16 protein-coding genes are annotated in these 23,475 nt (G+C 64.3%); 12 read left to right on the forward strand and 4 right to left on the reverse strand.

Annotated elements, in window-relative coordinates; all coding sequences use genetic code 11:
- The first annotated feature begins 1 nt into the window (after position 1).
- The 4 genes from bglX (at position 2) to INS93_RS14650 (ending at position 7,350) form a co-directional block, all read left to right on the forward strand.
- Positions 2-2,296: a beta-glucosidase BglX gene (bglX, locus tag INS93_RS14635; protein ID WP_192983230.1), complete on the forward strand. Its 2,295-nt coding sequence runs from the start codon at positions 2-4 to the stop codon at positions 2,294-2,296.
- Between the two features lie 260 nt (positions 2,297-2,556).
- Positions 2,557-4,092 (forward strand): glucan biosynthesis protein G, encoded by a 1,536-nt coding sequence (locus INS93_RS14640; RefSeq protein ID WP_192983439.1) that lies wholly within the window; start codon positions 2,557-2,559, stop codon positions 4,090-4,092.
- The gene (gene mdoH / locus INS93_RS14645) at positions 4,085-6,625 is read left to right on the forward strand and encodes a glucans biosynthesis glucosyltransferase MdoH (RefSeq protein WP_192983232.1); all 2,541 of its coding nucleotides are present in this window, start codon (positions 4,085-4,087) and stop codon (positions 6,623-6,625) included. Before INS93_RS14640 ends, mdoH begins: the two co-directional genes overlap by 8 nt.
- 191 nt (positions 6,626-6,816) lie before the next feature.
- Positions 6,817-7,350, forward strand: coding sequence for a cytochrome b (locus INS93_RS14650; RefSeq protein WP_192983234.1), 534 nt, complete (start codon positions 6,817-6,819; stop codon positions 7,348-7,350).
- A 357-nt stretch (positions 7,351-7,707) separates the two neighbouring features.
- Here the strand turns inward: INS93_RS14650 and INS93_RS14655 are convergent, their stop codons facing one another.
- Positions 7,708-9,597, reverse strand: a complete 1,890-nt coding sequence (locus tag INS93_RS14655) for a DEAD/DEAH box helicase (RefSeq protein ID WP_192983236.1) — start codon at positions 9,595-9,597, stop codon at positions 7,708-7,710.
- Positions 9,598-9,746: 149 nt separating this feature from the next.
- On the opposite strand from INS93_RS14655, the gene INS93_RS14660 reads away from it, so the two are divergent.
- Positions 9,747-10,640: a DMT family transporter gene (locus tag INS93_RS14660; protein ID WP_192983238.1), complete on the forward strand. Its 894-nt coding sequence runs from the start codon at positions 9,747-9,749 to the stop codon at positions 10,638-10,640.
- A 159-nt stretch (positions 10,641-10,799) separates the two neighbouring features.
- Here the strand turns inward: INS93_RS14660 and mnmC are convergent, their stop codons facing one another.
- Positions 10,800-12,773: a bifunctional tRNA (5-methylaminomethyl-2-thiouridine)(34)-methyltransferase MnmD/FAD-dependent 5-carboxymethylaminomethyl-2-thiouridine(34) oxidoreductase MnmC gene (mnmC, locus tag INS93_RS14665; protein WP_192983241.1), complete on the reverse strand. Its 1,974-nt coding sequence runs from the start codon at positions 12,771-12,773 to the stop codon at positions 10,800-10,802.
- A gap of 135 nt (positions 12,774-12,908) precedes the next feature.
- On the opposite strand from mnmC, the gene pap reads away from it, so the two are divergent.
- From pap to INS93_RS14700, 7 genes are all read left to right on the forward strand, one after another.
- On the forward strand, positions 12,909-14,396 hold the full coding sequence (gene pap, locus INS93_RS14670; protein ID WP_192983242.1) for a polyphosphate:AMP phosphotransferase: 1,488 nt from the start codon (positions 12,909-12,911) through the stop codon (positions 14,394-14,396).
- Positions 14,397-14,624: 228 nt separating this feature from the next.
- Positions 14,625-15,812 carry a thiolase family protein gene (locus tag INS93_RS14675; protein ID WP_192983244.1) on the forward strand — a complete coding sequence of 396 codons (1,188 nt, stop codon included), beginning with the start codon at positions 14,625-14,627 and terminating at the stop codon, positions 15,810-15,812.
- 133 nt (positions 15,813-15,945) lie between these two features.
- The gene (locus INS93_RS14680; RefSeq protein WP_192983246.1) at positions 15,946-16,566 is read left to right on the forward strand and encodes a LysE family translocator; all 621 of its coding nucleotides are present in this window, start codon (positions 15,946-15,948) and stop codon (positions 16,564-16,566) included.
- 63 nt (positions 16,567-16,629) lie between these two features.
- Positions 16,630-17,553 (forward strand): LysR family transcriptional regulator, encoded by a 924-nt coding sequence (locus tag INS93_RS14685; protein WP_192983248.1) that lies wholly within the window; start codon positions 16,630-16,632, stop codon positions 17,551-17,553.
- The gene (locus tag INS93_RS14690; protein WP_192983250.1) at positions 17,550-18,440 is read left to right on the forward strand and encodes a LysR family transcriptional regulator; all 891 of its coding nucleotides are present in this window, start codon (positions 17,550-17,552) and stop codon (positions 18,438-18,440) included. The genes INS93_RS14685 and INS93_RS14690 overlap by 4 nt, the downstream gene beginning before the upstream one ends.
- 147 nt (positions 18,441-18,587) lie before the next feature.
- Positions 18,588-19,214, forward strand: a complete 627-nt coding sequence (locus INS93_RS14695; protein ID WP_192983252.1) for a glutathione S-transferase family protein — start codon at positions 18,588-18,590, stop codon at positions 19,212-19,214.
- A gap of 51 nt (positions 19,215-19,265) precedes the next feature.
- Entirely contained in the window at positions 19,266-21,311 is a 2,046-nt protein-coding gene (locus INS93_RS14700) for a pyridoxamine 5'-phosphate oxidase family protein (protein ID WP_192983254.1), read from the forward strand.
- Between the two features lie 349 nt (positions 21,312-21,660).
- Here the strand turns inward: INS93_RS14700 and INS93_RS14705 are convergent, their stop codons facing one another.
- Together INS93_RS14705 and INS93_RS14710 are read right to left on the reverse strand one after the other, a co-directional pair.
- Positions 21,661-21,834 carry a hypothetical protein gene (locus INS93_RS14705; RefSeq protein ID WP_178094602.1) on the reverse strand — a complete coding sequence of 58 codons (174 nt, stop codon included), beginning with the start codon at positions 21,832-21,834 and terminating at the stop codon, positions 21,661-21,663.
- Between the two features lie 213 nt (positions 21,835-22,047).
- Positions 22,048-23,283 carry an NADH:flavin oxidoreductase/NADH oxidase family protein gene (locus INS93_RS14710; RefSeq protein WP_192983257.1) on the reverse strand — a complete coding sequence of 412 codons (1,236 nt, stop codon included), beginning with the start codon at positions 23,281-23,283 and terminating at the stop codon, positions 22,048-22,050.
- Positions 23,284-23,475: the final 192 nt, after the last annotated feature.

Raw genomic sequence — 23,475 nt, forward strand, 5'->3', positions numbered from 1 at the left:
GATGAAATACCTGCACCACTTCGCGCTTGCCTCTGCCCTGATCTTCCCCAATCTGCTGGCTGCTGCACCTTCGATCGATGACAAATCGGCCTTCATCGCCGATCTTGTAGGTCGTATGACCCTCGAGGAAAAGGTCGGCCAACTGCGCCTGATCAGCATCGGCGGCGATATGCCGCGTGAGCGCATCCGCGAGGAGATGGCCGCAGGACGTATCGGTGCCACCTTCAATTCGGTGATACGTCCGGAGAACCGCCCGATGCAGGAGGCGGCGCTGCGCAGTCGCCTGGGTATCCCGGTGTTCTTCGCCTATGACGTGATCCACGGCCATCGCACCACGTTCCCGATTGGGCTGGGGTTGGCTTCGAGCTGGGACATTGCCGCCATCGAGAACAGTGCCCGGGTCGCGGCCTTCGAGGCCAGCGCCGATGGCCTGGACATGACCTTCGCGCCGACCGTGGACATTTCCCGCGATCCGCGTTGGGGGCGGACCTCCGAAGGTTTCGGCGAGGACCCGTATCTGGTTTCGCGCATCGCCGCAGCCATGGTGCGTGGCTATCAGGGCGAGAATCCCAGCGACCCGCAGCGCATCATGGCCAGCGTCAAGCACTTCGCCCTGTACGGCGCGGTGGAGGGTGGGCGCGACTACAACGTGGTCGACATGAGCCCGATGCGCATGTACCAGGATTATCTGCCGCCTTATCGCGCTGCCATCGATGCTGGCGCCGGCGGGGTGATGGTGGCGCTGAACGCGATCAATGGCGTACCTGCTTCGGCCAACACCTGGCTGCTGCGTGATCTGTTGCGTCGCGACTGGGGCTTCAAGGGGGTGGCGCTCAGCGACCACGGCGCGATCACCGAACTGCTGCGCCATGGTGTGGCCGCCGATGGCCGTGAGGCTGCAAAACTGGCCGTCACGGCAGGTGTCGGGATGAGCATGGCCGACACGCTCTACGATCAGGAGCTGCCGACACTGGTGCGCAGCGGTGCGGTAGCGCAGAGTGTGCTGGATGAAGCCGTCACCCATGTGCTGAACACCAAATATGACCTCGGCCTGTTCCACGATCCGTTCCGCCGTATCGGCCGCGCCGAGGACGACCCGGCCGACGTCAATGCCGAAAGCCGTCTGCACCGCGCCGATGCACGGGCCATGGCGCGTGACTCCCTGGTGTTGCTGGAAAACCATGACAACACCCTGCCGCTGAGCAAGAAGACCACCGTCGCCCTGATCGGTCCGCTGGCCGACTCGCCGGTGGACATGCTCGGCAGTTGGTCGGCGGTCGGTGTAGCCGAGCAGGCCATCACGCTGCGCAAGGGCATGGAGGCGGCGCTCAACGGCCAGGGCAAGCTGCTTTACGCCGTGGGCGCCAACGTCACCGACGATGCCCATGTGATCAATTATCTCAACCAGCTCAACTGGGACCGCCCCGAGGTGGTGCTGGATAAACGTTCGCCACAGACAATGCTGGAGGAGGCCGTGCGTGTCGCCGCTCAGGCTGACGTCATCGTCGCCGCAGTGGGCGAAGCGCGCGGTATGTCCCATGAGTCGTCCAGTCGCACTCGCCTGGACCTGCCGGACAGCCAGCAGGCGCTGCTGCGCGCGCTCAAGGCCACCGGCAAGCCATTGGTACTGGTGCTGATGAACGGCCGGCCGCTGGCGCTCGGCTGGGAGAAGGAAAACGCCGATGCGATGCTGGAAACCTGGTACAGCGGCATCGAGGGTGGCCATGCCATCGCCGATGTGCTGTTCGGTGAGCACAACCCTTCCGGCAAGCTGCCGATCACCTTCCCGCGTTCGGTCGGGCAGATTCCCACCTACTACAACCACCTGCGCCTGGGGCGGCCGTACACACCCGGTACGCCGGGCAACTACACCTCGCAATATTTCGAGGAGCCCAACGGCCCGCTCTATCCCTTTGGTTACGGTTTGAGCTACAGCGACTTCCAGCTTTCGGCGCCGAAGCTGTCCGCCGAGCGCATGAAGGCGGGCGAGAAAATTCGCGTCAGCGTCACGCTGAAGAACGCCGGGCCCAGGGCTGGCGCGACCGTGGTGCAGCTGTATCTGCACGACGAGGCTGCTTCGGTGATCCGTCCGGTGAAGGAACTCAAGGATTTTCGCAGGGTCAAGCTTGAGGCAGGTGAGGCGCGCGAGCTGAGTTTCGAGATCGACGAAAGCATGCTGCGTTTCTACAACGCCAGCCTGCAGCATGTCAGCGAGCCGGGTGCCTTCCGTGTTCAGTTGGGGCTGGATTCGGAGAGCGTGCAGGAGGCGCGTTTCGAACTGTTGCCACGCCCATGATGGCGTGGCCCAAGGAGGCGAAAAATATACTCGCGCGAGCACCTGTGCCGGACTTCACGATCTGGTAATAATGCGCAGAAAGAATCCGCGCATGCGGAGACGTCGCCGTTCGGTTGGCTGTCTGCATCGTGCTCGCGTTGTTTTTACACTATTCGCCCGTTTTCAACTCCCTGCAGCGGCCGCCCTTGGGCTGGCCGCTGCCTGTCAGTACGTGTTGCCCTGGAGGCTGTGTGTCGATGAGTCGTTGTTCTGGAGCCCGTATGGGCAAGGCTGGCAAGCTGGCCCTTTGTGTGCTCCCTATGCTGTTCGCTGCCCAGAGTTGGGCCTTCGATCTGGACGATGTTGCGGTCAAGGCCAAGGCCCTTGCGGCCGAAAGCTATAGCGCACCGCAAAGCCGCCTGCCGGCTTCGCTGCGTGAGCTGCCGTTCGCCGGCTATCAGAAAGTTCGCTTCCTCGAGGAAAAGGCGCACTGGGCGGACGGCAAGACGCCGTTCCGGCTGTACTTCTTCCACCAAGGCATGCACTTCGACGTGCCGGTGAAGATCAACGAAGTGACCGCCAGCGGCACCCAGGAGATCAAGTACGACCCATCGATGTTCGATTTCGCCGACCTCAACCTGAACCCGGATGACCTGAAGGATCTGGGCTTCTCGGGTTTCAAGGTGATCAACGAGATCAACGCCAAGGGCACGCACGACGAAGTGATGAGCGTACTCGGCGCCAGCTACTTCCGTATCGTCGGCAAGGGCCAGGTGTTCGGCCTGTCCGCCCGTGGCCTGGCCATCGACACCGCGCTGCCGTCCGGCGAGGAATTTCCGCGCTTCAGCGAGTTCTGGATCGAGAAACCGCAGCCGGATCGCCGTAGCCTGGTGATCTATGCGCTGCTCGATTCGCCGCGTGCCACCGGCGCTTACCGCATGGAAATCAAACCGGGCCGCGACAGCGTGCTCGACGTGCAGTCGAAGGTCTACCTGCGTGAGAACGTCGAGAAACTCGGCATCGCGCCGCTGACCAGCATGTACCTGTTCGGTGCCAACCAGCCCTGGCCGCGCCCGAACTACCGCCCGCAGCTGCATGACTCCGACGGCCTGGCCATTCACGCGGGCAATGGCGAGTGGATCTGGCGCCCGTTGAACAACCCGCAGCGCCTCAACGTCAGCAGCTATCGTATCGACAACCCGCGTGGCTTCGGCCTGATGCAGCGTGGTCGCGATTTCAGCCAGTACCAGGATCTCGACGACCGCTACGAGCTGCGTCCGAGCGGCTGGGTGGAAACCGTCGGCGATTGGGGCGCTGGCCATGTCGAGCTGGTGGAGATTCCCACGCCGGACGAAACCAACGACAACATCGTCGCCCTGTGGCGCCCCGAGAAGCTGCCGGCACCGGGTGAGTCGCTGGATGTGGCCTATCGCCTACACTTCAGCCGGGATGACGCCAAGCTGCACGACCCGCAACTGGCCATGGTCAGCCAGACCCGTCTGTCCGAGGGCGACATCAAACAGGCCAACCTGATCCGTCAGGCCGATGGCAGTACCGCGCTGGTGGTCGATTTCGTTGGTGAAGAGCTGGCCAAGCGCTCGCCTGATGCGGCGCCGACCGTTCAGGTCAGCGTCGATGGCAACGCCGAATTGCTGGAGGACAGCCTGCGTTACAACCCGGTCAGCAAAGGCTGGCGCCTGACGCTGCGGATCAAGGTCAAGGACCCGGTGCAGCCGGTGGAAATGCGTGCTGCCCTGGTCGAGGACGGCAAGCCCTTGTCGGAAACCTGGAGCTACCAGCTGCCTGCCCATGAATAACACTCTAGACCCTACGCAAATCCAGGAGTATCTGGAGGAACTGCCGCTCGATCCTGAGCAGCAGGAGGCTTTGGCTCATCGCCTGGAAGAGGAGGGCGGGGATCTCGCCACCTTGCACCGTGCCCTGCACGAGGACGATCTCGCGGCTGCCGAGCCTCTGGAGGAGACCCGCGAGATGCTCGAGTCGGTGCCGGCTCGCCTGTCTCTTGGCTGGCCGGATGCACTCGAGCGCGGCTGCCGTATCGTGCAGGACCATCAGGGCCGACCCACCATCGATTCGACGCCGCCGATCAAGCGCACGCGCATGGTGCCGGAGCCCTGGCAGATCAATATTCTGGATCGCGGCTGGCGTCGTTTGAAGGGTGAGAAACCGACCCCGCGCCCGCGCACGCGTGAGAGCGAAGACTTCGCCGAAGAGCACTGGCGCCACGTCGCGGCCGTGCGTCGTACGGCGCTGCTGGTGCTGATGGTCGTGCAGACGGTGGTCGCCACCTGGTACATGAAGTCGGTGCTGCCCTATCAGGGCTGGTCGTTGGTCGATTTGGGCCTGGTGTTCGAGCAGCCCTGGCAGGAGTCGGCGCGGCAGATCCTGCCTTATGTACTGCAGACCAGTATTCTCGCGCTCTTCGCCGTGCTGTTCTGCTGGGTGTCGATGGGCTTCTGGACTGCACTGATGGGTTTCTTCCAGCTGCTCAAGGGGCGTGACCGCTACAGTATTTCCGCCAGCAGCTGCGGTGATGAGCCGATTTCGCCGCGGGCACGTACCGCGCTGGTCATGCCGATTGCCAACGAGCACGTGCCGCGCGTGTTCGCCGGCCTGCGTGCGACCTTCGAGTCGCTCAAGGCCACCGGGCAGCTCGAGCATTTCGATTTCTTCGTCCTCAGCGACAGCAACGACCCGGACATCTGCGTGGCCGAGCAACAGGCCTGGATGGAACTGTGCCGTGAGGTGGAAGGCTTCGGCCATATCTTCTACCGCCGTCGTCGGCGTCGGGTGAAGCGCAAGAGCGGCAACATCGACGACTTCTGCCGGCGCTGGGGCAGCAACTACCGCTACATGGTGGTGCTCGACGCCGACAGCGTGATGAGCGGCGAATGCCTGACCCGCCTGGTGCGCCTGATGGAGGCCAACCCGGGTGCCGGCATCATCCAGACCGCGCCCAAGGCGTCCGGCATGGACACCCTCTATGCGCGCTTGCAGCAGTTCGCCACCAGTGTCTACGGGCCATTGTTCACGGCTGGCCTCAACTTCTGGCAGCTGGGTGAGTCGCACTACTGGGGGCACAACGCGATCATTCGGGTCAAACCCTTCATCGAGCACTGTGCCCTGGCACCACTGCCGGGCACCGGTTCTTTCGCCGGCGCGATCCTCTCCCATGATTTCGTCGAAGCTGCCTTGATGCGCCGCGCGGGTTGGGGCGTATGGATCGCCTATGACCTGCCGGGCAGCTATGAAGAGTTGCCGCCGAACCTGCTCGACGAGCTCAAGCGTGACCGTCGTTGGTGCCATGGCAACCTGATGAACTTCCGCCTGTTCCTGGTGCGTGGCATGCATGCCGTGCACCGCGTGGTGTTCCTCACTGGAGTCATGTCTTATCTTTCGGCGCCGCTGTGGTTGCTGTTCCTGGTGCTCTCGACCTGCCTGCTGGCGACGCATACGCTGATGGTGCCGGAGTACTTCCTGCAGCCCAACCAGCTCTACCCCCTGTGGCCGCGCTGGCAGCCGCACGAGGCCATCGCCCTGTTCTCCGCCACGATGACCCTGCTGTTCCTGCCCAAGCTGCTTAGCGTGCTGCTGATCTGGATCAAGGGCGCTGAAGCCTACGGTGGTCGTTCGCGGGTGTTGTTGTCGATGCTGCTGGAAGCCTCCTGCTCGGTGTTGCTCGCACCGGTGCGCATGCTGTTCCACAGCCTGTTCGTCACCGCTGCCTTCCTCGGTTGGTCGGTGCAGTGGAACTCGCCACAGCGTGTGGATGACTCGACGCCCTGGAGTGAAGCCTTCCGGCGTCACGGTACCCAGGTGCTGATCGGTATCGGCTGGACCGCATTGGTGGCCTGGCTCAACCCGGACTTCCTCTGGTGGCTGGCGCCTATCGTGGTCTCTTTGGTGCTGTCGCCGGTAGTCTCGGTGCTGACCAGCCGGACTGCACCGGGCCTGGCTGCGCGGCGCAGCAAGCTGTTCCTGATCCCGGAAGAGCACAAGGTGCCGGTGGAGCTGAGCAACACCTCCGAGTACGAGCAACTGAACAGCGCGCGGGCGCTGCGCAAGGGCTTCCTGCGCGCAGTGGTCGACCCGTTGTACAACGCCCTGGTCTGCGCCATGGCCCGTGCCCGTCACGCCAAGGTGGTGCCCGCCGCCGAAGCGCTGCGCGACGAGCGTATCGAGGAAATCCTCAACGCCGGGCCTGAGGGCAAGGTCGAGGCGACCCGCTGGCGTCTGCTCAACGATCCTGACGGCATGGCGCGCCTGCATGCGCGCATCTGGCAGGAACCGCAACACCACGCCTGGCGCGAAGCCCTGCGCGACGCCTGATCATCCGCCACGCCCCCGGCTGCCGGGGGCGTGGCGTGATGCTTTCCGACATACCCGCTAACATCTGCATGTGTATCAATGCTCTGGTGCACGGCACCATTGCGTCTGGAACGGGTCTTTGCCTCGGATGGCGGCGCTCTGCTGTCTGGCCAGAACACCGTTTTCGTACATGACATTGAAGAGGAACCACGATGTCGAATCTGCATGATTCCGCGCAGCGCTATGGTGCGGTTACACGCTGGCTGCACTGGGGTATGGCCGTTTTGCTGGGGTGGCAATTCTTGACTGTATTGGCGCATGTCCTGATGGAAGACAGCGCGCTGGATAAATTCCTCTGGGGTACGCACAAGGCGACCGGGCTGTTGCTCATGGTGCTGGTGGTGATTCGCCTGCTCTGGGCGCTGTACAACAGCAGCCGCCGGCCGGCGCCAGTCAGCGTACTGGCACGTTTCGGCCACCTGGCGTTGTATGGCCTGCTGTTCGTGATTCCCTTTGTCGCGCTGCTACGTCAGTACGGCTCGGGCCGTGAGTTCGTCGCCTTCGGTATGACCGTCATGCCCGGCTTCAGCGACGCCAAGATCGAGTGGATGATCGCCCCCGCCAGCCTGCTGCACGGCAACCTCGGCTGGCTGCTGCTGTTCATGGTCATCGGCCACGTGGCGATGGCTTTCATCCATCGCCGCCAGGGTGGCGAGGATGTGCTGGCGCGGATGATCGGGCGCTGACTCAGGGTGGTATGGCAAAAGGCTTACACGGCCTGGCGGCAACCACGACTGTTGCCATCGCGAGCCGATCTCTAGTCTACGCACATCCCCTACAGCGAAGGATCGCTGAGGATCACGGAAGATGACCAAGCCAGGATTGGCACCCGACAGGATGTCGGATGGTTGGGAAGAAACCCGCTTCGGCGGGTTTTTTGTTGCCTGCCAGAAAGCGCCGGCGCTTAACAGGCCACTCGGTCAAGCATCGAGGGCCAGAGCGTGTAGGAGCGGCGTTCCAGCGCGGAAACTGGCGATCTGAAAGCTTTTCCAGGCAACGCTGCTTTGCGGGCGTCATGGTGTTGGAGTCTTTCACCGGGCGATCTAGCTGGCCAAGCATTGCGTGGCGCCCTGGGCCTTGCGCGTATACCACAGCACCCGGCTTACGCCACGGGTTATGGCCACATAGGCCAGGCGCCGGGCTTCGTCCTGCATGGCCTGGTCGTAGCTGCCGGCGAAGAAGCCGCACTGGGCGTAGAGCGCGTTGCGCAGCGGGTGCTTCTCCATCGGCAGGCAGTCGTCGAGGATGATCGCCACTTCGGCCTGCAGGCCCTTGGCACGGTGGATGGTCATGGCTCTGACCGGCAGCGTCTTGTCCAACTGCGCGCGCACCTGCTGCAGTGGCTCGTTGCGGCGGCTGAGCAGCAGCACGGCAGTGCGATCCGCGTTAGGACGCTGGCTGACGTGCTGGCACTGCGCGGTGATTTCCTTGAGCAGCGCCGGCAGTCCGCTGGCCAGGTCGAAGCGCTGGATCAGCCTGACGCCATGGTCGCCGGGTTGCATCGCCTTGGCCGCAACGCAGGTTTTGGCCTGCTTGTTCTGCACTTCAGCGAGCACTTTTTCGCCGTCGCGGATCACCGGCTCGATGCTGCGGTAGTTGGTGCCCAGCAGCAGGGTGGTGCTCTTGCTGCGACCCCGGCTGGGGAAGTGCCGGTCGAAGTCGATGAACAGCTCCGGCGAACTGCCGCGCCAGCCGTAGATCGATTGCCAGTCGTCGCCGATGGCCATCAGGCTGATACGCTCACCCGTAGCGTGCAGGCGGCGATGTACGGCCTGCAGCCACAGCACGATCTGTGGCGAGATGTCCTGGAATTCGTCGATCAGCAGGTGGCTCAGGGCGAGCAGGGCTGGGCCGGGTTTGCTATCTTCAGCGCTTTGCAGGCGCTCGCTCAGTTGCGCGAATGCACCGTTGAAACTGATCAGCCCCTGATGCTTCAGCAGGGTGTTGAAGTGCTGGTTCAAGCGCTGCATGGCCTCGATGACGTCGCGCTCGCGTGCAGCGCAGTCCAGGGTTTTCACGTCCAGGCGGTCGAGGCGAATCCCCAGGCTCTCGGCGAAATCGATCTGCCCGTGCAGCAGCTCGAACAAGGGCAGTGCGGCGAATTCGCCGGGTAATTTGCAGGCATCCAGTGGCGCCTTGGCTTTGCCCTTTGGCGGCTCCTCGGGGGCCGGCAACTTGAGCAGGCGGTGAGTCAGAACGCGAAAGCGCGCGTCCTCGGCGTAGGCATTCTGGTAGGCCTGCTTGAGCAGGCGCTGCTGTGCGGGGCGCAGGCGAGCGCCGGTGAGCGGGTTGTCCGGCTCGTCGCTAGGGTCGTCCAGTTGCTCGAACCAGCGCGGGTTACCCAGGTTCTCCTTGGCCAGCATGGCCATGGCCGCATGGAAGGTACGCACGCACTGGCGTGCATCGTGCGGGTAGCGCCAGAAGTCGAGCAGGCGTTGCAGGCGCTCGCGCAACTCGCTGCAGGAGGCGTTGGTGAAGGAAATCACCGTCAGACGCTTGGGGTCGACCTCCAGGTGGCAGAGCAGGAACACCACGCGCAGTACCAGGGTGCTCGACTTGCCCGAGCCGGCACCGGCGAAGATGCGTGCCAGCGGCGCACGGCAGAGGATCATCGCCCACTGTTCGTCCGACGGAGCGCCGATCAGCCTGGCGTTCACCGCCTGCGCCACGCGTTCGCGCATCGCCTGTACCTGAGCATCTTCGACTTTCAGGCGGGTGCCAGGGTAAATACCGGCAGGGCCGGGTTTACCGCTGCCAGCTTTGCTACTGGCGGCTTTCTTGTTGTCGGTGGATTTCTTCTTGCTTTGCTTGCGTGCGGGTTTACGGGGCTGTGCGGCTTCGCGCTCGGCACGCAGGTAGGCGGTGGTGTGAGGGAAGTAGCGGGCGAGGGTGCTGGACAGCAATTGTTTGTAGCGCGCGACGGCAGAAAGCATGCGGTGAGAATGACCTGGTTGGCAAAGCCGGAATGATAAGCCCTGTGGCGCGATGGCAGGCAACGATGGCGCGGTGATAAATGCGCAACTTTGTGCAAGCGCCGCAGGTTCGCCGGTTCCAGACTGTAATCAGTCTTGGAGAACCTTAGATGAACCTGTCGTTATACCTGCTTACCGTGCTGATCTGGGGCACGACCTGGATCGCCATCAAATTCCAGATGGGCGAGGTGGCTGTCGCTGCCTCCATTGCTTATCGCTTTGCCCTGGCTTCGGCGGTGCTGTTCGCCATGCTCTGGTTCAGCGGCCGCCTGCAGCCGTTGGATCGCCGTGGTCAGGGCATCTGCCTGGTGCAGGGTTTGTGCCTGTTCTGCCTCAACTTCCTGTGCTTCTACACCGCCAGCCAGTGGATACCCAGCGGCCTGATCGCGGTGATCTTCTCCACGGCTACCTTGTGGAACGCGATCAATGCGCGGTTGTTCTTCAAACAGCGCATCGCCTCCAACGTGTTGTTCGGCGGTGGTCTGGGGCTGGCCGGTCTGGGCTTACTGTTCTGGCCGGAGTTGGCCGGGCATGAGGCCAGCCGTGAAAGCCTGCTGGGCATCGGTCTGGCGCTGTGCGGCACGCTGTTCTTCTCTGCCGGCAACATGCTTTCCAGTCTGCAGCAGAAGGCGGGCCTCAAGCCGCTGACCACCAATGCCTGGGGCATGCTTTATGGGGCATTGATGCTGGTGGGGATCTGCCTGGTCAGCGGCACGCCATTCGCCTTCGAGTGGAACGCGCGCTACGTCGGCTCGCTGCTGTACCTGGCGATTCCCGGCTCGGTGATCGGCTTCACGGCCTACCTGACCCTGGTCGGGCGCATGGGGCCGGAACGTGCAGCGTACTGCACCGTACTGTTCCCGGTGGTGGCACTGAATATCTCGGTGTTTGCCGAGGGCTACCAGTGGACGGCTCCGGCGCTGTTCGGCCTGGGGTTGGTGATGCTGGGCAACGTGCTGGTGTTTCGCAAGCCGAAGCCGGTGCTTGCCGAGGCCAGGGCATAGGGTCGATCGAAAGGCTGGGTGCTCATCGTAGGGCGGACTCAGGAGCGCCAGCGAACAGTCCGCCGGTTAATGCCGAGCCTGGTACCGAAACGCTCCATTGAAACTTAAACGGCGTACTGCTGCGCGAGTACGCCCTACGGTTCGGAGCGCACCTGCCTTCTACCGTGCAGATCCACTCCCGCGAATCAGCTTACGCAGCATGAAGCGATTGGGATGGCAGGCTTCGGCTACCTCACGTGGCAGCGGCAAGGGTTCGTTCTCCAGCCAGGCGGCGATCAGTTCGCCGGCGAGCGGGGCTGTGATCAGCCCGCGTGAGCCGTGGCCGCTGTTGATGTACAGACCGTGCAGCCAGGGGCAGGGCGCGTCCGGTACCTGGCGGGCATCCTTGGCCAGTACCGCATAGGTCTCGGCGAAGGCTTCGGCATCGGCCAGCGGCCCAACGATCGGCAGGTAGTCCGGGCTGGTGCAGCGGAACGCGGCGCGGCCTTCGAGCTGCGCCGGGTCGAGCAGGTCGGTCTGCAGGCGTTCGGCCAGGTCGGTGGATATCTCCCGCAGTAGCTCAAGGTTGCCGGCATGCTCGGCCACGCTGGGGGTGAGGTCGTCGCTGTGGAAGTCGAAACTGGCGCCAAGGGTGTGTTCGCCTTCGCGTGGCGGGGCGACATAGCCTTCGGCACAGACCACGGTGCGCAATTGATTGCTGAGCGAGTTGGCAGGCAGGCGGCTGATCTGGCCGCGAATGCGTTTGAGCGGCAGGTTGGCGCTCTGCGCGAAGCGGCGGATTTCTGCGGCGGCGGCCAGCACCACCACCGGCGCGCGGGCCAGCTCCTGCTGGTCCGCCAGCACTCGCCACAGGCCATCGTGACGCTGCAGTTCGAGCGCTTCGTGGTGGGTTAGCAGGCTGATCGAAGGATGCTCTGCCAGCATTCGGCACAGCGCCGGTGGATGCACCCAGCCGGCGTCGGGGTAGAACAGACCGCCAGCCGGCAGGCCGATGCCGGCCAGCGCTTCGGCCTGCTCGCGCTCCACGGCGTGCAGCAGGCCGGCGGGAAAGGCGTCGGCCAGCTTGGCCTGGCGCGCGGCTTCCTTGTCATCGAAGGCCAGTTGCAGCACGCCGCAGGCGTCCCAGTCCGCACCGCGCTGCAGGCGTTCGAGCAGCCGGCGGGTATGAGCGAAACCGGCGACGATCAACTGCGACAGCGCGGTGCCATGGGCCGAGAGCTTGAGGTAGAGCACGCCCTGCGGGTTGCCCGAGGCCTCGCAGGCAACTGCCGCGTGGCGCTCCAGCAGGCTCACTCGCCAGCCGCGCGCGGCCAGGCTGGCGGCCGTGGCACAGCCGGCCAGGCCAGCGCCGATCACCACCGCGTGTTTGTCCTGTGCGGAGCGGGTGGGGCGGGCGAACCAGGGTTTGCCCTCGTCTTGCGGGTTGCCGATGAAGTGACCCTTGAGCACCTCCCATTTCTTGCCCAGGCCCGGCACACGGCGCATCTGGAAACCGGCCTCGTTCAGCGCCCGGCGCACCACGCCGGCGCTGCTGAAGGTGCCCAGGGTCGCGTTCGCTGCAGACAGCCGGGCCAGTTCGGCGAACAGCTCGGGCGTCCACATCTCAGGGTTTTTCGCCGGGTTGAAACCGTCGAGAAACCAGGCGTCGATGCGCGCATCCAACAGCGGTAATTGTTCCCTCGCGTCGCCGATCAACAGGGTCAGCACCACTCGACCACCCGCCAACAGCAGGCGTTGGAATCCGGGGTGAATGGCGCGGTATTGGGTCAGCAGTTCTGCGCTGAACGGAGTCAGCTCCGGCCACAGGGCGAGGGCGCGCTGCAGGTCGTCGTGACGCAACGGGTACTTCTCCACGCTGACGAAGTGCAGGCGGGCACCGGCGGGCGCCTGTTGCTCGAACAACTGCCAGGCACAGAGAAAATTCAGCCCGGTGCCGAAACCGGTCTCTCCGATATTCAGGCATTCGCCATCGGTGAGAGCGGCGAAGCGCGCCGCCAGATCGTTGTTGGCGAGGAAGACATAGCGCGTCTCTTCCAGGCCGTTTTCCTGGGAGAAATAGACGTCGCCGTAGCTGCGCGACAGAGGCTGGCCGCGCTCGTCCCAGTCGAGCTGGGCGTGATGGGTGTCTGGCATGGGAGAGGTCCGCTGGATCGTGATGCGATTCTACCGTGCTCGGGTACCTCGGCGCTGGGACAAGGCGCCGCGGCTGCAGGCAAAAACGGGCTTCATCCGTTACTCTGTGAGGATCGTTTCCAGGGAGGTTGCCGCATGTTCGAATCCGCCGAAATCGGCCGCAGCATTGATAAAGCCGTGTTCGAGGCCGAAGAGCCGGCGCTGCGCGAAGCGCTGTTGGAGGCACAGTATGAGTTGAAGCAGCAGGCGCGTTTTCCGGTGATCGTACTGATCAACGGCGTCGAAGGTGCCGGCAAGGGCGAGACGGTGAAACTGCTCAACGAGTGGATGGACCCGCGGCTGATCCAGGTCAGCACTTTCGATATACAGACCGACGAAGAGCTGGCGCGGCCGCCGGCCTGGCGCTACTGGCGGCAGCTCCCGCCCAAGGGGCGCATGGGCGTGTTCTTCGGCAATTGGTACAGCCAGATGTTGCAGGGGCGGGTGCACGGCAAGTTCAAGGATGCCGTGCTGGACCAGGCCATCGACGGTGCCGAGCGCCTTGAGCGCATGCTCTGCGACGAGGGTGCGCTGATCTTCAAGTTCTGGTTTCACCTGTCCAAGAAGCACATGAAGGCGCGCCTCGAAGCGCTCAAGGAAGACCCGCTGCACAGCTGGCGCATCAGCCCGCTGGACTGGCAGCAATCGAAGACCTACGACAAGTTCGTGCGCTACGGCGAGCGTGTGCTGCGCCGCACCAGCCGCGACTATGCGCCCTGGTATGTGGTCGAGGGCGTCGATCACTATTACCGCAGCCTCACCGTCGGGCGCATTCTGCTCGAAGGCTTGCAGGCGGCGTTGGCCAATCCGCAGCGCACCCAGCTGCAACCGCATGCCGCGCCGCTGGTTTCCAGTCTGGACAATCGCGGTTTGCTGGCCAGCCTGGACATGACCCAGGCACTGAGCAAGGACGAGTACAAGGAGCAACTGGCCACCGAGCAGGCGCGTCTGTCCGGCCTGATGCGCGACAAGCGCATGCGCAAGCACGCCCTGATCGCGGCATTCGAGGGCAACGATGCCGCTGGCAAGGGTGGCGCCATCCGCCGCGTGACCGGTGCGCTCGACCCGCGTCAGTACCGCATCGTGCCGGTGGCGGCGCCGACCGAGGAAGAACGTGCCCAGCCCTATCTGTGGCGTTTCTGGCGGCACATCCCGGCGCGCGGCAAGTTCACCATCTTCGACCGCAGCTGGTATGGCCGCGTGCTGGTGGAGCGGGTCGAGGGCTTCTGCAGCCAGGCCGACTGGCTGCGCGCCTACGGCGAGATCAACGACTTCGAGGAGCAACTGGCCAATGCCGGAGTGATCCTGGTGAAGTTCTGGCTGGCCATCGACCAGCAAACACAACTCGAGCGCTTCAAGGAGCGCGAGCAGATCCCTTTCAAACGCTTCAAGATCACCGAAGAGGATTGGCGCAACCGCGACAAGTGGGACGACTACGGCGATGCGGTGGGCGACATGGTCGACCGCACCAGCACCGAGATCGCGCCCTGGACCTTGATCGAGGCCAACGACAAGCGCTTCGCCCGAGTCAAGGTGCTGCGCACCATCAACGAGGCCATCGAGGCGGCGTTCGCCAGGGATTGAAGCGTTAATCGCGGCTAAAGCGGAATGCCGCCCAGCCGCTCCTACGGTATTCACTGCACTGTGGGAGCGGCTTCAGCCGCGATTTTTGTGTCGATCCCAAAGCCCCGGATTACATCCGGGCTACGTCCCTGCATCGCCTCGTATACGCCAGATCAATGATGGTCGCACCCAGGTATCGGCTGGATTTATCTTCACGCCATTCGCCATCCAATAACAACGAGGTGCGTCATGCGTGAAGTGGTGATCGTCGACAGCGTCCGGACTGGCCTGGCCAAGTCCTTCCGTGGCAAGTTCAACATGACCCGGCCGGACGACATGGCCGCCCATTGCGTCGATGCGCTGCTGGTGCGCAACGGCATCGACCCGAAGCTGGTCGATGACTGCATCGTCGGCGCCGGTTCCAACGAGGGGGCGCAGGGCATGAACATCGGCCGCAACGTCGCCGTGCTCTCGCGCCTGGGCAATCCGGTGGCGGGCATGACTCTCAACCGCTTCTGCTCCTCGGGCCTGCAGGCTATCGCCATCGCCGCCAACCAGGTGGCGTCCGGCTGCAGCGACATCATCGTCGCCGGCGGTGTCGAGTCCATCACCATGACCCTGAAAAGCATGAACATGGACAACCTGTTCAACCCGCTGCTGCAACAGGACAACCCTGGCATCTACTACCCCATGGGCAAGACTGCCGAGATCGTCGCCAACCGCTACGGCATCACCCGCGAAGCCCAGGACGCCTACGCCCTGCAGAGCCAGCAGCGCACCGCGCGGGCCCAGGCCGAGGGTCTGTTCGCCGACGAGATCGTGCCGATGACGGTGAAGTATCAGGTGGAAGACAAGGCCACTGGCGAGAAGAAGATCGTCGACGGCGTGGTCGAGGCCGATGACTGCAACCGCCCGGACACCACCCTGCAATCCCTGGCCAAGCTGCAACCGGCGTTCGACCCGGCTGGCAGCGTCACCGCCGGCAATGCTTCGCAATTGTCCGATGGCGCCTCGATGACCCTGGTGATGAGCCTGGAAAAGGCGCTGGAACTGGGCCTGACGCCCAAGGCCTATTTCCGCGGTTTCACCGTGGCCGGTTGCGAGCCGGACGAGATGGGTATCGGCCCGGTGTTCTCGGTGCCCAAGCTGCTCAAGGCCAAGGGCCTGAGCGTGGCCGACATCGACCTGTGGGAACTCAACGAAGCCTTCGCCTCGCAGTGCCTGTACTGCCGCGACACGCTCGAGATCGACAACGAGAAATACAACGTCAATGGCGGCTCCATTTCCATTGGCCATCCCTTCGGCATGACCGGCTCGCGCCAGGTCGGGCATCTGGTACGCGAGCTGCAGCGACGCGAGCTGCGCTACGGCATCGTCACCATGTGCGTGGGCGGTGGCATGGGCGCCACCGGGTTGTTCGAGGCGTATCGCGGCTAAACGTAGGGTGCGCTGCGCGCGACATCGGCAGCGCGCATTGCATGAACGAACCACGGTGCGCGCGGCGCACCCTACGGTTTGAACGATGCGCCGTTTATACTCGCGCTCTGCCCTGTTGACGGAGCGCCTGCCGATGCCCTTTGCCGAAAACCTGATCGCCTTCACTCTGGCGGCCACGCTGCTGACCCTGACGCCAGGGATCGACACTGCGCTGGTGCTGCGCACTGCCGCAGTCGAGGGCCGGCAGCAGGCGTTTCGCGCAGCGCTGGGCATCAATGCCGGCTGCTTGCTTTGGGGCGCGGCGGTGGCCTTCGGACTCGGTGCGCTGCTGGCGGTTTCCGAGTTCGGCTACAACCTGCTCAAGTATTGCGGTGCGGCTTATCTGGCCTGGCTCGGGCTGAACATGCTGCTGCGCCCGCGTACCTCGCTGGCACCCGCACAATCGAGCGGCACTCCCGATGCCAACTGGTTCCTGCGCGGTCTGCTGGGCAACGTGCTCAATCCCAAGGTGGGGATTTTCTACGTCTCCTTCCTGCCGCAGTTCATTCCGCAGGGGCAGCCGCTGATCACCTGGACATTCGCCCTGGTGGGTATCCATGTCGCGCTCAGCCTGGTCTGGGCGCTGCTGCTGATCGGTGCCACCCAGCCACTCGGTCACTGGCTGCGGCGCGAGGCGGTGATCAAGTGGATGGATCGCAGCACCGGGCTGATCTTTGTCCTGTTCGCTGCGCGTCTGGCCATGAGTCGGCGCTGATTCTGGACGCGGCCTCTTCATGAGGTACGCTGCGTCGATGCAACAGAAAACCAGGCGGTGACGATGGATCGGTTTCAGGAAATGAGGGTGCTGCTGGCAGTGACCGAAGCCGAGAGCTTCGCCGGTGGCGCCAAGCTGCTGGGCATTTCGCCGCCCAGCGTGACCCGCGCCGTCGCGGCGCTGGAGGCACGTCTCGGCACGCTGTTGCTGGCCCGCAGCACGCGCAGCCTGCGTCTGACCGAAGCCGGCCAGCGTTATGTCGAGGACTGCCGACGTATCCTGCTGGAGCTGGAAGAGGCCGAGGAGCTGGCCGCCGGAGGCAGTGTACGACCACGCGGGCGGCTCACCGTGACGGCGCCGGTGATGTTCGGCGAGCTGTTTCTGATTCCACGTATCGCCCAGTACCTCGACACCCACCCGGACGTGGAGGTCAATGCGCTGCTGGTCGATCGTGTGGTGAACATGATGGAGGAGGGCATCGACGTTGCCGTGCGCATCGGCTCGTTGCCCGAGGGTGATCATCCGGCGTTGCAGGTCGGGCAGATCCGCTCGGTGGTGTGCGCCTCGCCAGCCTTTCTCGACCGTGTCGGGCGCCCGCGCCACCCGGATGAGTTGCGCGCTGCGCCCATCGTCATGTCCAGCGCCAGCACCCTGCTGTCGCACTGGCAGTTCGTCGGCGCGGACGGCCCGTTCGGCTTCATGCCGCAGGCACGCTTCACTGTCAGCTCCAACCAGGCGGCAATCAGCGTGGCGCGCCTGGGCTGGGGCTATACCCGCGTGCTGTCCTACCAGGTGGCCGCCGCAGTGGCGCGTGGCGAGATCGAACTGGTGCTAGAGGCGTTCGAACCGCCGGCCTTGCCGGTGCACATCATTCACCAGGGCGGTCGCCAGGTCTCGGCCAAGGTGCGCACGTTCGTCGACCACTGCGCTGCCAGTTTTCGTGCCGACCCGGCGTTGCATGCGGCCGGCGCAGCGCCTGTTTCATGAACGCTCACCGCGAGATGCAGGTGTTTCTCGTCGTGGCCCAGGCGGGCAGCCTGGCGGCTGCTGCTCGGCAGTTGCAGCTGTCGCAGGCCACGGTGATGCGGACCGTTGCAGCGCTGGAGAGCCGTCTGGACAGCACCCTGCTGCTGCGCGGGCCGCGCGGTGTGAGCCTGAGCCCGGCGGGTGCGGCTTTCGCCGATAGCTGCCAGCGCATCCTGCTGCGGGTGGAGGAGGCCGAACGTTCCGTGACGGGCCTGCATGCCAACCCCGTCGGACAACTGACCCTGGCCCTGCCGCTATTGATGACGCATCAGGTGCTGACCCCCATCGCGGTCGACTACCTGGCGGAATTTCCCGAGGTGAGTCTGGCCACCCTGGCGCGCGAAGAGTCGCCCAGGTTGCTGGAGGATGGCATCGATCTGGCCGTGGTGGTCGGCCATCTGCCCAGTTCGTCCGGTTTCGCCGTGCCGTTGGGATGGGCGCGACCGCTGGTCTGTGCGGCACCTGCCTATCTGCAGCGCTGGGGCTGGCCCGCCAACCCGCAGGCTTTGCATGCGCACCGCACCATCGCTCGTTCTTCGACCGGCCATGCGGGGGAATGGCGCTTTGTGAACGGCGCGGTGAAGCTCGCGCCACGGTTGACCTGCAGCACGCCGCAGGCCGCGATCCGCGCTGCGCTCGCCGATTTTGGCCTGACCCGCTGCCTGAGCTACGAGGCCTATCAGGAGTTGCAGAGTGGGCAGTTGCAGGCGGTGCTGGAAAACTTTGCCGCAGCGCCCGTGCCGGTGCAGCTGTACTACCGCGAAGGGCGCCGGGCTGCAGCGCGGGTACGCAGCTTCCTCGACTTCGCCGTGCCTCGTCTGCGCGCCCATCCGGCGTTTCAGGCCTGAAATGAGGTAATTGCAGAAAGTGAAATAGTGGATTGTCCTTTGTGGTGATTCTTATCGGTATTGGATGAGGCGAACATGGCCCCATCGTCGCGAAGGCCAGTCGTCTCGCGGTGACCTTATCCAATCACGCTCGAAGGAGTCATCGCCATGTCCCGTCCCGCCATCAAGCTGTACAACTTCCCTCGTTCCGGCCACGCTCATCGCGCCGAGCTGATGCTGTCGCTGCTGCAATTGCCCACCGAGCTGATCTTCGTCGATCTGGCCAAGGGCGAGCACAAGACGCCGGCGTTCCTGGCTATCAACCCCTTCGGCCAGGTACCGGCGATCGATGACGGCGGCACCATCATCAGCGATTCCAACGCCATCCTCGTCTACCTGGCCAAGCGCTACGGCAATGACGACTGGCTGCCGCAAGAGCCCGCCGCTGCCGCCCGTGTGCAGCGCTGGTTGTCCGTGGCCGCTGGTCCGGTGGCTTTCGGCCCTGCCGCCGCGCGCCTGGTTACCGTATTCGGCTACTCGTTCAACACCGAAGAAGTGATCAACCGCGCTCATGCGCTGTTTACCGTGATGGAAGGCGAGTTGGGCGAAACCCCGTTTCTCACCGGTGACAAACCGAGCATCGCCGACGTCGCCAACTACTCCTACATTGCCCATGCGCCGGAGGGCAACGTCTCGCTGGAGCCCTACCCGAACATCCGCGCGTGGCTGGCCCGCATCGAGGCGCTGCCAGGTTTCGTGCCGATGCCGCGTACCGCCGCCGGTCTGCAAGCCTGATACACAGCCGCTGCCGGGTACCCCGGCAGCACCTCTGAAGGAGGGCGCAGCATGCAACAGCTCCCCAGCCATCGGCACTCGCCCTGGCATGCCGGTGAAAAGCAACTGCAGGAAAAGGTCGGCGTCGGCGAACGCATGGAAGTGCTCGGACAGAAGGTGATCCGCGACTACATGCCGGATCAGCATCGTGAGTTCTACCAGCAACTGCCGTTCATGATCGCCGCTTCGGTGGATGGCAGCGGCCAGCCCTGGGCCACTTTGATCGAAGGCGACGAAGGGTTCGTCACCTCGCCCGATCCCCGTCACCTGTCGTTCGACCTCGCCGCCATGGCGCTCGACCCGCTCGATCCGGCCACTCCCGGTCTGGGCAGCGGCGAGGCCATCGGCCTGCTTGGCATCGAGCTGCATTCGCGGCGGCGCAATCGCATCAACGGGCATATTCATCAGGCGTCGGCACAGCGTCTGGACATCACCGTGGAGCATTCCTTCGGCAACTGCCCGCAGTACATCCAGCTGCGCCATTACCGCCGCGTACCCGAGCGGGGCGTCGAACGTCTGGAGGCGACCGAACTGGATGCGCGCACTGCCGAGATGATCCGTAGCGCCGACACCTTCTTCGTCGCCAGTTACGTCGAGCATGCCGATGGCCGCCGCTCGGTGGATGTCTCGCACCGGGGCGGGCGCGCCGGCTTCGTGCGGGTAGAGGGTAATCGCCTGACCATCCCCGACTACGCCGGCAACCTGTTCTTCAACACCTTGGGCAACCTCAGCGTCAATCCGCGCGCTGGCCTGCTGTTCGTCGACTTCGCCACGGGCGACGTTCTGCAACTGGGCGGACGCGCCGAAATACTCCTCGACAGTCCGCTGATAAACGTCTTCGAGGGGGCCGAACGGCTATGGACACTTGACGTCGAGCAGGTGGTGCTGCGCCCGGCCGCGACTTCATTGCGTTGGGCCTTCGAGGAATATGCGCCGACCAGCCTGATGACCGGCACCTGGGCAGAAACCGATGCGCGCCTGCGCGAGCGTGAGCAGCGCAATCAGTGGCAGCGCTGGCGTGTGCAGCGCCAGCAGCAGGAGAGCGCCGATATCCGCTCGTTCGTGCTGGCGCCGGAGCAGGGCGCTGCACCGCGCTTCGTCGCCGGTCAGCACCTGCCGATTCGCATCACCACCGCCACGGGCACCACCCTGCTGCGTACCTACAGCCTGTCCAGCGCGCCGTCGGATGGCCAACTGCGTATCAGCGTCAAGGCGCAGGGCCTGGTCTCGCGGCACCTGCACGAGCAGATCCGGGTTGGCGATGTGCTGGAAGTACGTCCGCCGCTGGGCAGCTTCACCCTTAATAGCGACACCAACCGGCCGCTGGTGCTGATCGGTGCCGGTGTCGGCATCACGCCGTTGCTGTCGATGCTGCGCGAGCAGGTGGCGCTGAGGCAGGGCAAGCGCATCCATTTCTTCCAGGGCGCACGGACGCTGGGCGACCTGCCGTTCCAGGCCGAACTGCGTGAGCTGGTGCAACGTGCCGATGGCCTGCTGCACGTTCACCGTGCACTCAGTGCGCCCGAGCAGGACGCAGTACTCGGGCGCGACTACGAGCAGCACGGGCGCATCGAGCTGGCGCAGATCAAGGCGGCACTGTCGTTCGACGATTACGACTTCTACCTGTGCGGCCCTGCCGCCTTTACCCAGGCGATTTACGACGGCCTGCGCGATCTGAACGTTGCCGACGCGCGCATCCATGCCGAGGCGTTCGGCCCCTCGACGCTGACGCGTCGCACGGATGGGCAGGGGACGGCCTTCGTGCAGCCGCCAGCGGCAACCGAGCCAGTGCCGGTGTATTTCACCACCTCGAGCAAGGAAGCACGTTGGACGCCGGATAGTGGCAGCCTGCTGGAACTGGCGGAAAGTCGTGGCCTGACCCCCGAATTCAGCTGCCGTGGCGGTTCCTGCGGCACCTGCAAGACGCGTCTGGTCAGCGGCCAGGTGCATTACCCGAACCCGCCAGCCGAGCTGCCGGAAGGCGATAGTGTGCTGATCTGCTGCGCGGTGCCGGCACAGGGTGAGGATGGCGTGCAGCCCCTCGTGCTCGATCTGTGAGAGGGCTGGACTGATGAACGATCAATCTGAACGTCGTGACGTCTGGCCAGATGTTGAAACAGGCGATGTGCGCAGCTCGCCTGGGCGTTACGAGCACTGCGAAATGGAGGTCGGCTATCTGGCATCGCAGTTGTTGCTGCCGTGCGAGTTGCCGAGGTACGCACCTGAACGCTCGAGGTTCTGGCAGCAGGTGGTGCGGTGCCTGCGCTATTGGCCATCGAGGGATTGTCGGGGCTTGCGGGTTGCTGGCGGGGACGCTTCGGTGGCTCGGTTGGGGGTGCAGTGTGCGCTGGGCTGATTGCTCGTCTGAAGCTGTTGCCGTTTCGCTCGAAACGGCAGCAGCCTCTGCTTAGCCTTGCAGCTGCGCGCTTTCCAGCGTTTTGCGGTAGGCATCGGCTTCGTCCTGCGACGGGAAGATACCCACCAGCTCTCCATTCTGAATCACATCCCAGACCACCATTCCCATGGCACGGGCTTCACGGGAAAGATGTTCGTTGTCACGCTCATGCACGATCACGTTCATGCTTGTCTCCTCGAAATACGAATGCGGCGATATGTCGCAGTTCGTTTATACGCCTCGTTAGCAAGCTAATTAAACCGGGGATTTGGCAAAGGACTGTTGCATCTGCGCAACGAGCGAAACGGCGTTTCGGTTGTCGGCGGGTTCGGCACCACGTGCCAAGCAGCGGCGAGGTCGCCGCCCAGAGACTGTCGAATCACGAGATCGGTGGGGGGATTAGCGCGCTGCGCGCCGCGCCATCCGACGCCGATATTGGCGAGTGCGGAAGAGGTCTTTCACCTGCTGCGTCACCAGCGCCCACAAGGGGGATACACCGGGCTGGGAGTCCCGGCCCTGGCTGAGTTGGTGCAGCTGATACTTCACCACCGCCATGTTCGCCAGCGAGGCCAGCACCTTGTTGTTCCAGGTGATCGGCGGCAGCTGGGGAGCGCTGCCGAGGCCGAGCTGCCAGTCACGCGGCAGGTTGGGGGCGATGGCCAGGGCCGTGCCGATACCGACCATCTCGATACCGCTGTCCAGCACCTCTTGCGCAACGGGGGCACGGCGGATACCGCCAGTGACCATGATCGGCATGTTCGCCACTGCACGAATCTCACGGGCGAACTCCAGGAAGTAGGCTTCGCGCGCCAGGGTGCGGCCATCGCGGGCCTGGCCCTGCATGGCCGGCGCCTCGTAACTGCCGCCGGACAGCTCGACCAGATCCACATTCAGTCCATTAAGTAGGCGCACCACCTGCTGCGCGTCCTCGGCGCTGAAACCGCCGCGCTGGAAGTCCGCCGAGTTGAGCTTGACCGCCACGGCGAAGCCCGGCGACACCACGGTACGCACCGCCTTGACGATCTCCAGCAGCAGGCGCGCGCGGTTTTGCAGCGAGCCGCCCCATTGGTCGTTGCGCTGGTTGGTCAGTGGCGACAGGAACTGGCTGAGCAGGTAGCCGTGCGCCGCGTGGATTTCCACGCCCGTGAAGCCGGCCTGCTCGCCTAGCTGCGCGGTGCGGGTGAAGCGCTCGATCACGTCCTGAATCACCGCCGGGGGCATTTCCTGCGGCGTGGCAAAACGCTTGGACAGGTTGCCCAGCTCCAGCGCTACCGCCGAAGGCGCCCAGGTTGGCTGGCCGAGGTTGGACTGCATCTGCCGGCCGGGATGATTGATCTGCAACCAGAATTGCGCCCCTTTGGCGCGGCCGATACGGGCCCAGCGTTCGAATCGCGCCAGCTGTTCGTCGTCTTCCAGCACCACGCCGCCGGGGCCTGTCATGGCGCGGCTGTCGACCATCACGTTGCCGCTGATCAGCAGACCCGCTCCACCGTCGGCCCAGGCCTGGTATAGGCGAATCAGGTGCTCGGACGGCGCGTGGTCGGCATCTGCCATGTTCTCTTCCATCGCCGCCTTGGCGATGCGATTGGGCAGGGTCGAGCCGTTGGGCAGAGCGAGGGGGTCGAACAGGTTCATGGGCGCTTTCTCGACTGGAGGTGCAGTGACCTTAACGTTAAAGTTCACTTTAATGTCAATGGGTTTCGCACGCGACGTCGAAGCGTGGCCGCGCCGCCAACGCTTTTCGTAGGAGCCGGCTTGCCGGCGATGCGTTGTGCTTTCAAGCAGATCGCCAGCAAGCCGGCTCCTACGGATGTAGCGAGCACTCGC

It is taken from the genome of Pseudomonas sp. EggHat1, from assembly GCF_014892995.1.
GTDB lineage: Bacteria > Pseudomonadota > Gammaproteobacteria > Pseudomonadales > Pseudomonadaceae > Aquipseudomonas > Aquipseudomonas chaetocerotis.

What these genes read in the sequence shown, in the direction of transcription:
- bglX (WP_192983230.1), top strand. Translation starts at nt 2, where the DNA reads ATGAAATACCTGCACCACTTCGCGCTTGCCTCTGCCCTGATCTTCCCC.
- INS93_RS14640 (WP_192983439.1), top strand. Translation starts at nt 2,557, where the DNA reads ATGGGCAAGGCTGGCAAGCTGGCCCTTTGTGTGCTCCCTATGCTGTTC.
- mdoH (WP_192983232.1), top strand. Translation starts at nt 4,085, where the DNA reads ATGAATAACACTCTAGACCCTACGCAAATCCAGGAGTATCTGGAGGAA.
- INS93_RS14650 (WP_192983234.1), top strand. Translation starts at nt 6,817, where the DNA reads ATGTCGAATCTGCATGATTCCGCGCAGCGCTATGGTGCGGTTACACGC.
- INS93_RS14655 (WP_192983236.1), bottom strand. Translation starts at nt 9,597, where the DNA reads ATGCTTTCTGCCGTCGCGCGCTACAAACAATTGCTGTCCAGCACCCTC.
- INS93_RS14660 (WP_192983238.1), top strand. Translation starts at nt 9,747, where the DNA reads ATGAACCTGTCGTTATACCTGCTTACCGTGCTGATCTGGGGCACGACC.
- mnmC (WP_192983241.1), bottom strand. Translation starts at nt 12,773, where the DNA reads ATGCCAGACACCCATCACGCCCAGCTCGACTGGGACGAGCGCGGCCAG.
- pap (WP_192983242.1), top strand. Translation starts at nt 12,909, where the DNA reads ATGTTCGAATCCGCCGAAATCGGCCGCAGCATTGATAAAGCCGTGTTC.
- INS93_RS14675 (WP_192983244.1), top strand. Translation starts at nt 14,625, where the DNA reads ATGCGTGAAGTGGTGATCGTCGACAGCGTCCGGACTGGCCTGGCCAAG.
- INS93_RS14680 (WP_192983246.1), top strand. Translation starts at nt 15,946, where the DNA reads ATGCCCTTTGCCGAAAACCTGATCGCCTTCACTCTGGCGGCCACGCTG.
- INS93_RS14685 (WP_192983248.1), top strand. Translation starts at nt 16,630, where the DNA reads ATGGATCGGTTTCAGGAAATGAGGGTGCTGCTGGCAGTGACCGAAGCC.
- INS93_RS14690 (WP_192983250.1), top strand. Translation starts at nt 17,550, where the DNA reads ATGAACGCTCACCGCGAGATGCAGGTGTTTCTCGTCGTGGCCCAGGCG.
- INS93_RS14695 (WP_192983252.1), top strand. Translation starts at nt 18,588, where the DNA reads ATGTCCCGTCCCGCCATCAAGCTGTACAACTTCCCTCGTTCCGGCCAC.
- INS93_RS14700 (WP_192983254.1), top strand. Translation starts at nt 19,266, where the DNA reads ATGCAACAGCTCCCCAGCCATCGGCACTCGCCCTGGCATGCCGGTGAA.
- INS93_RS14705 (WP_178094602.1), bottom strand. Translation starts at nt 21,834, where the DNA reads ATGAACGTGATCGTGCATGAGCGTGACAACGAACATCTTTCCCGTGAA.
- INS93_RS14710 (WP_192983257.1), bottom strand. Translation starts at nt 23,283, where the DNA reads ATGAACCTGTTCGACCCCCTCGCTCTGCCCAACGGCTCGACCCTGCCC.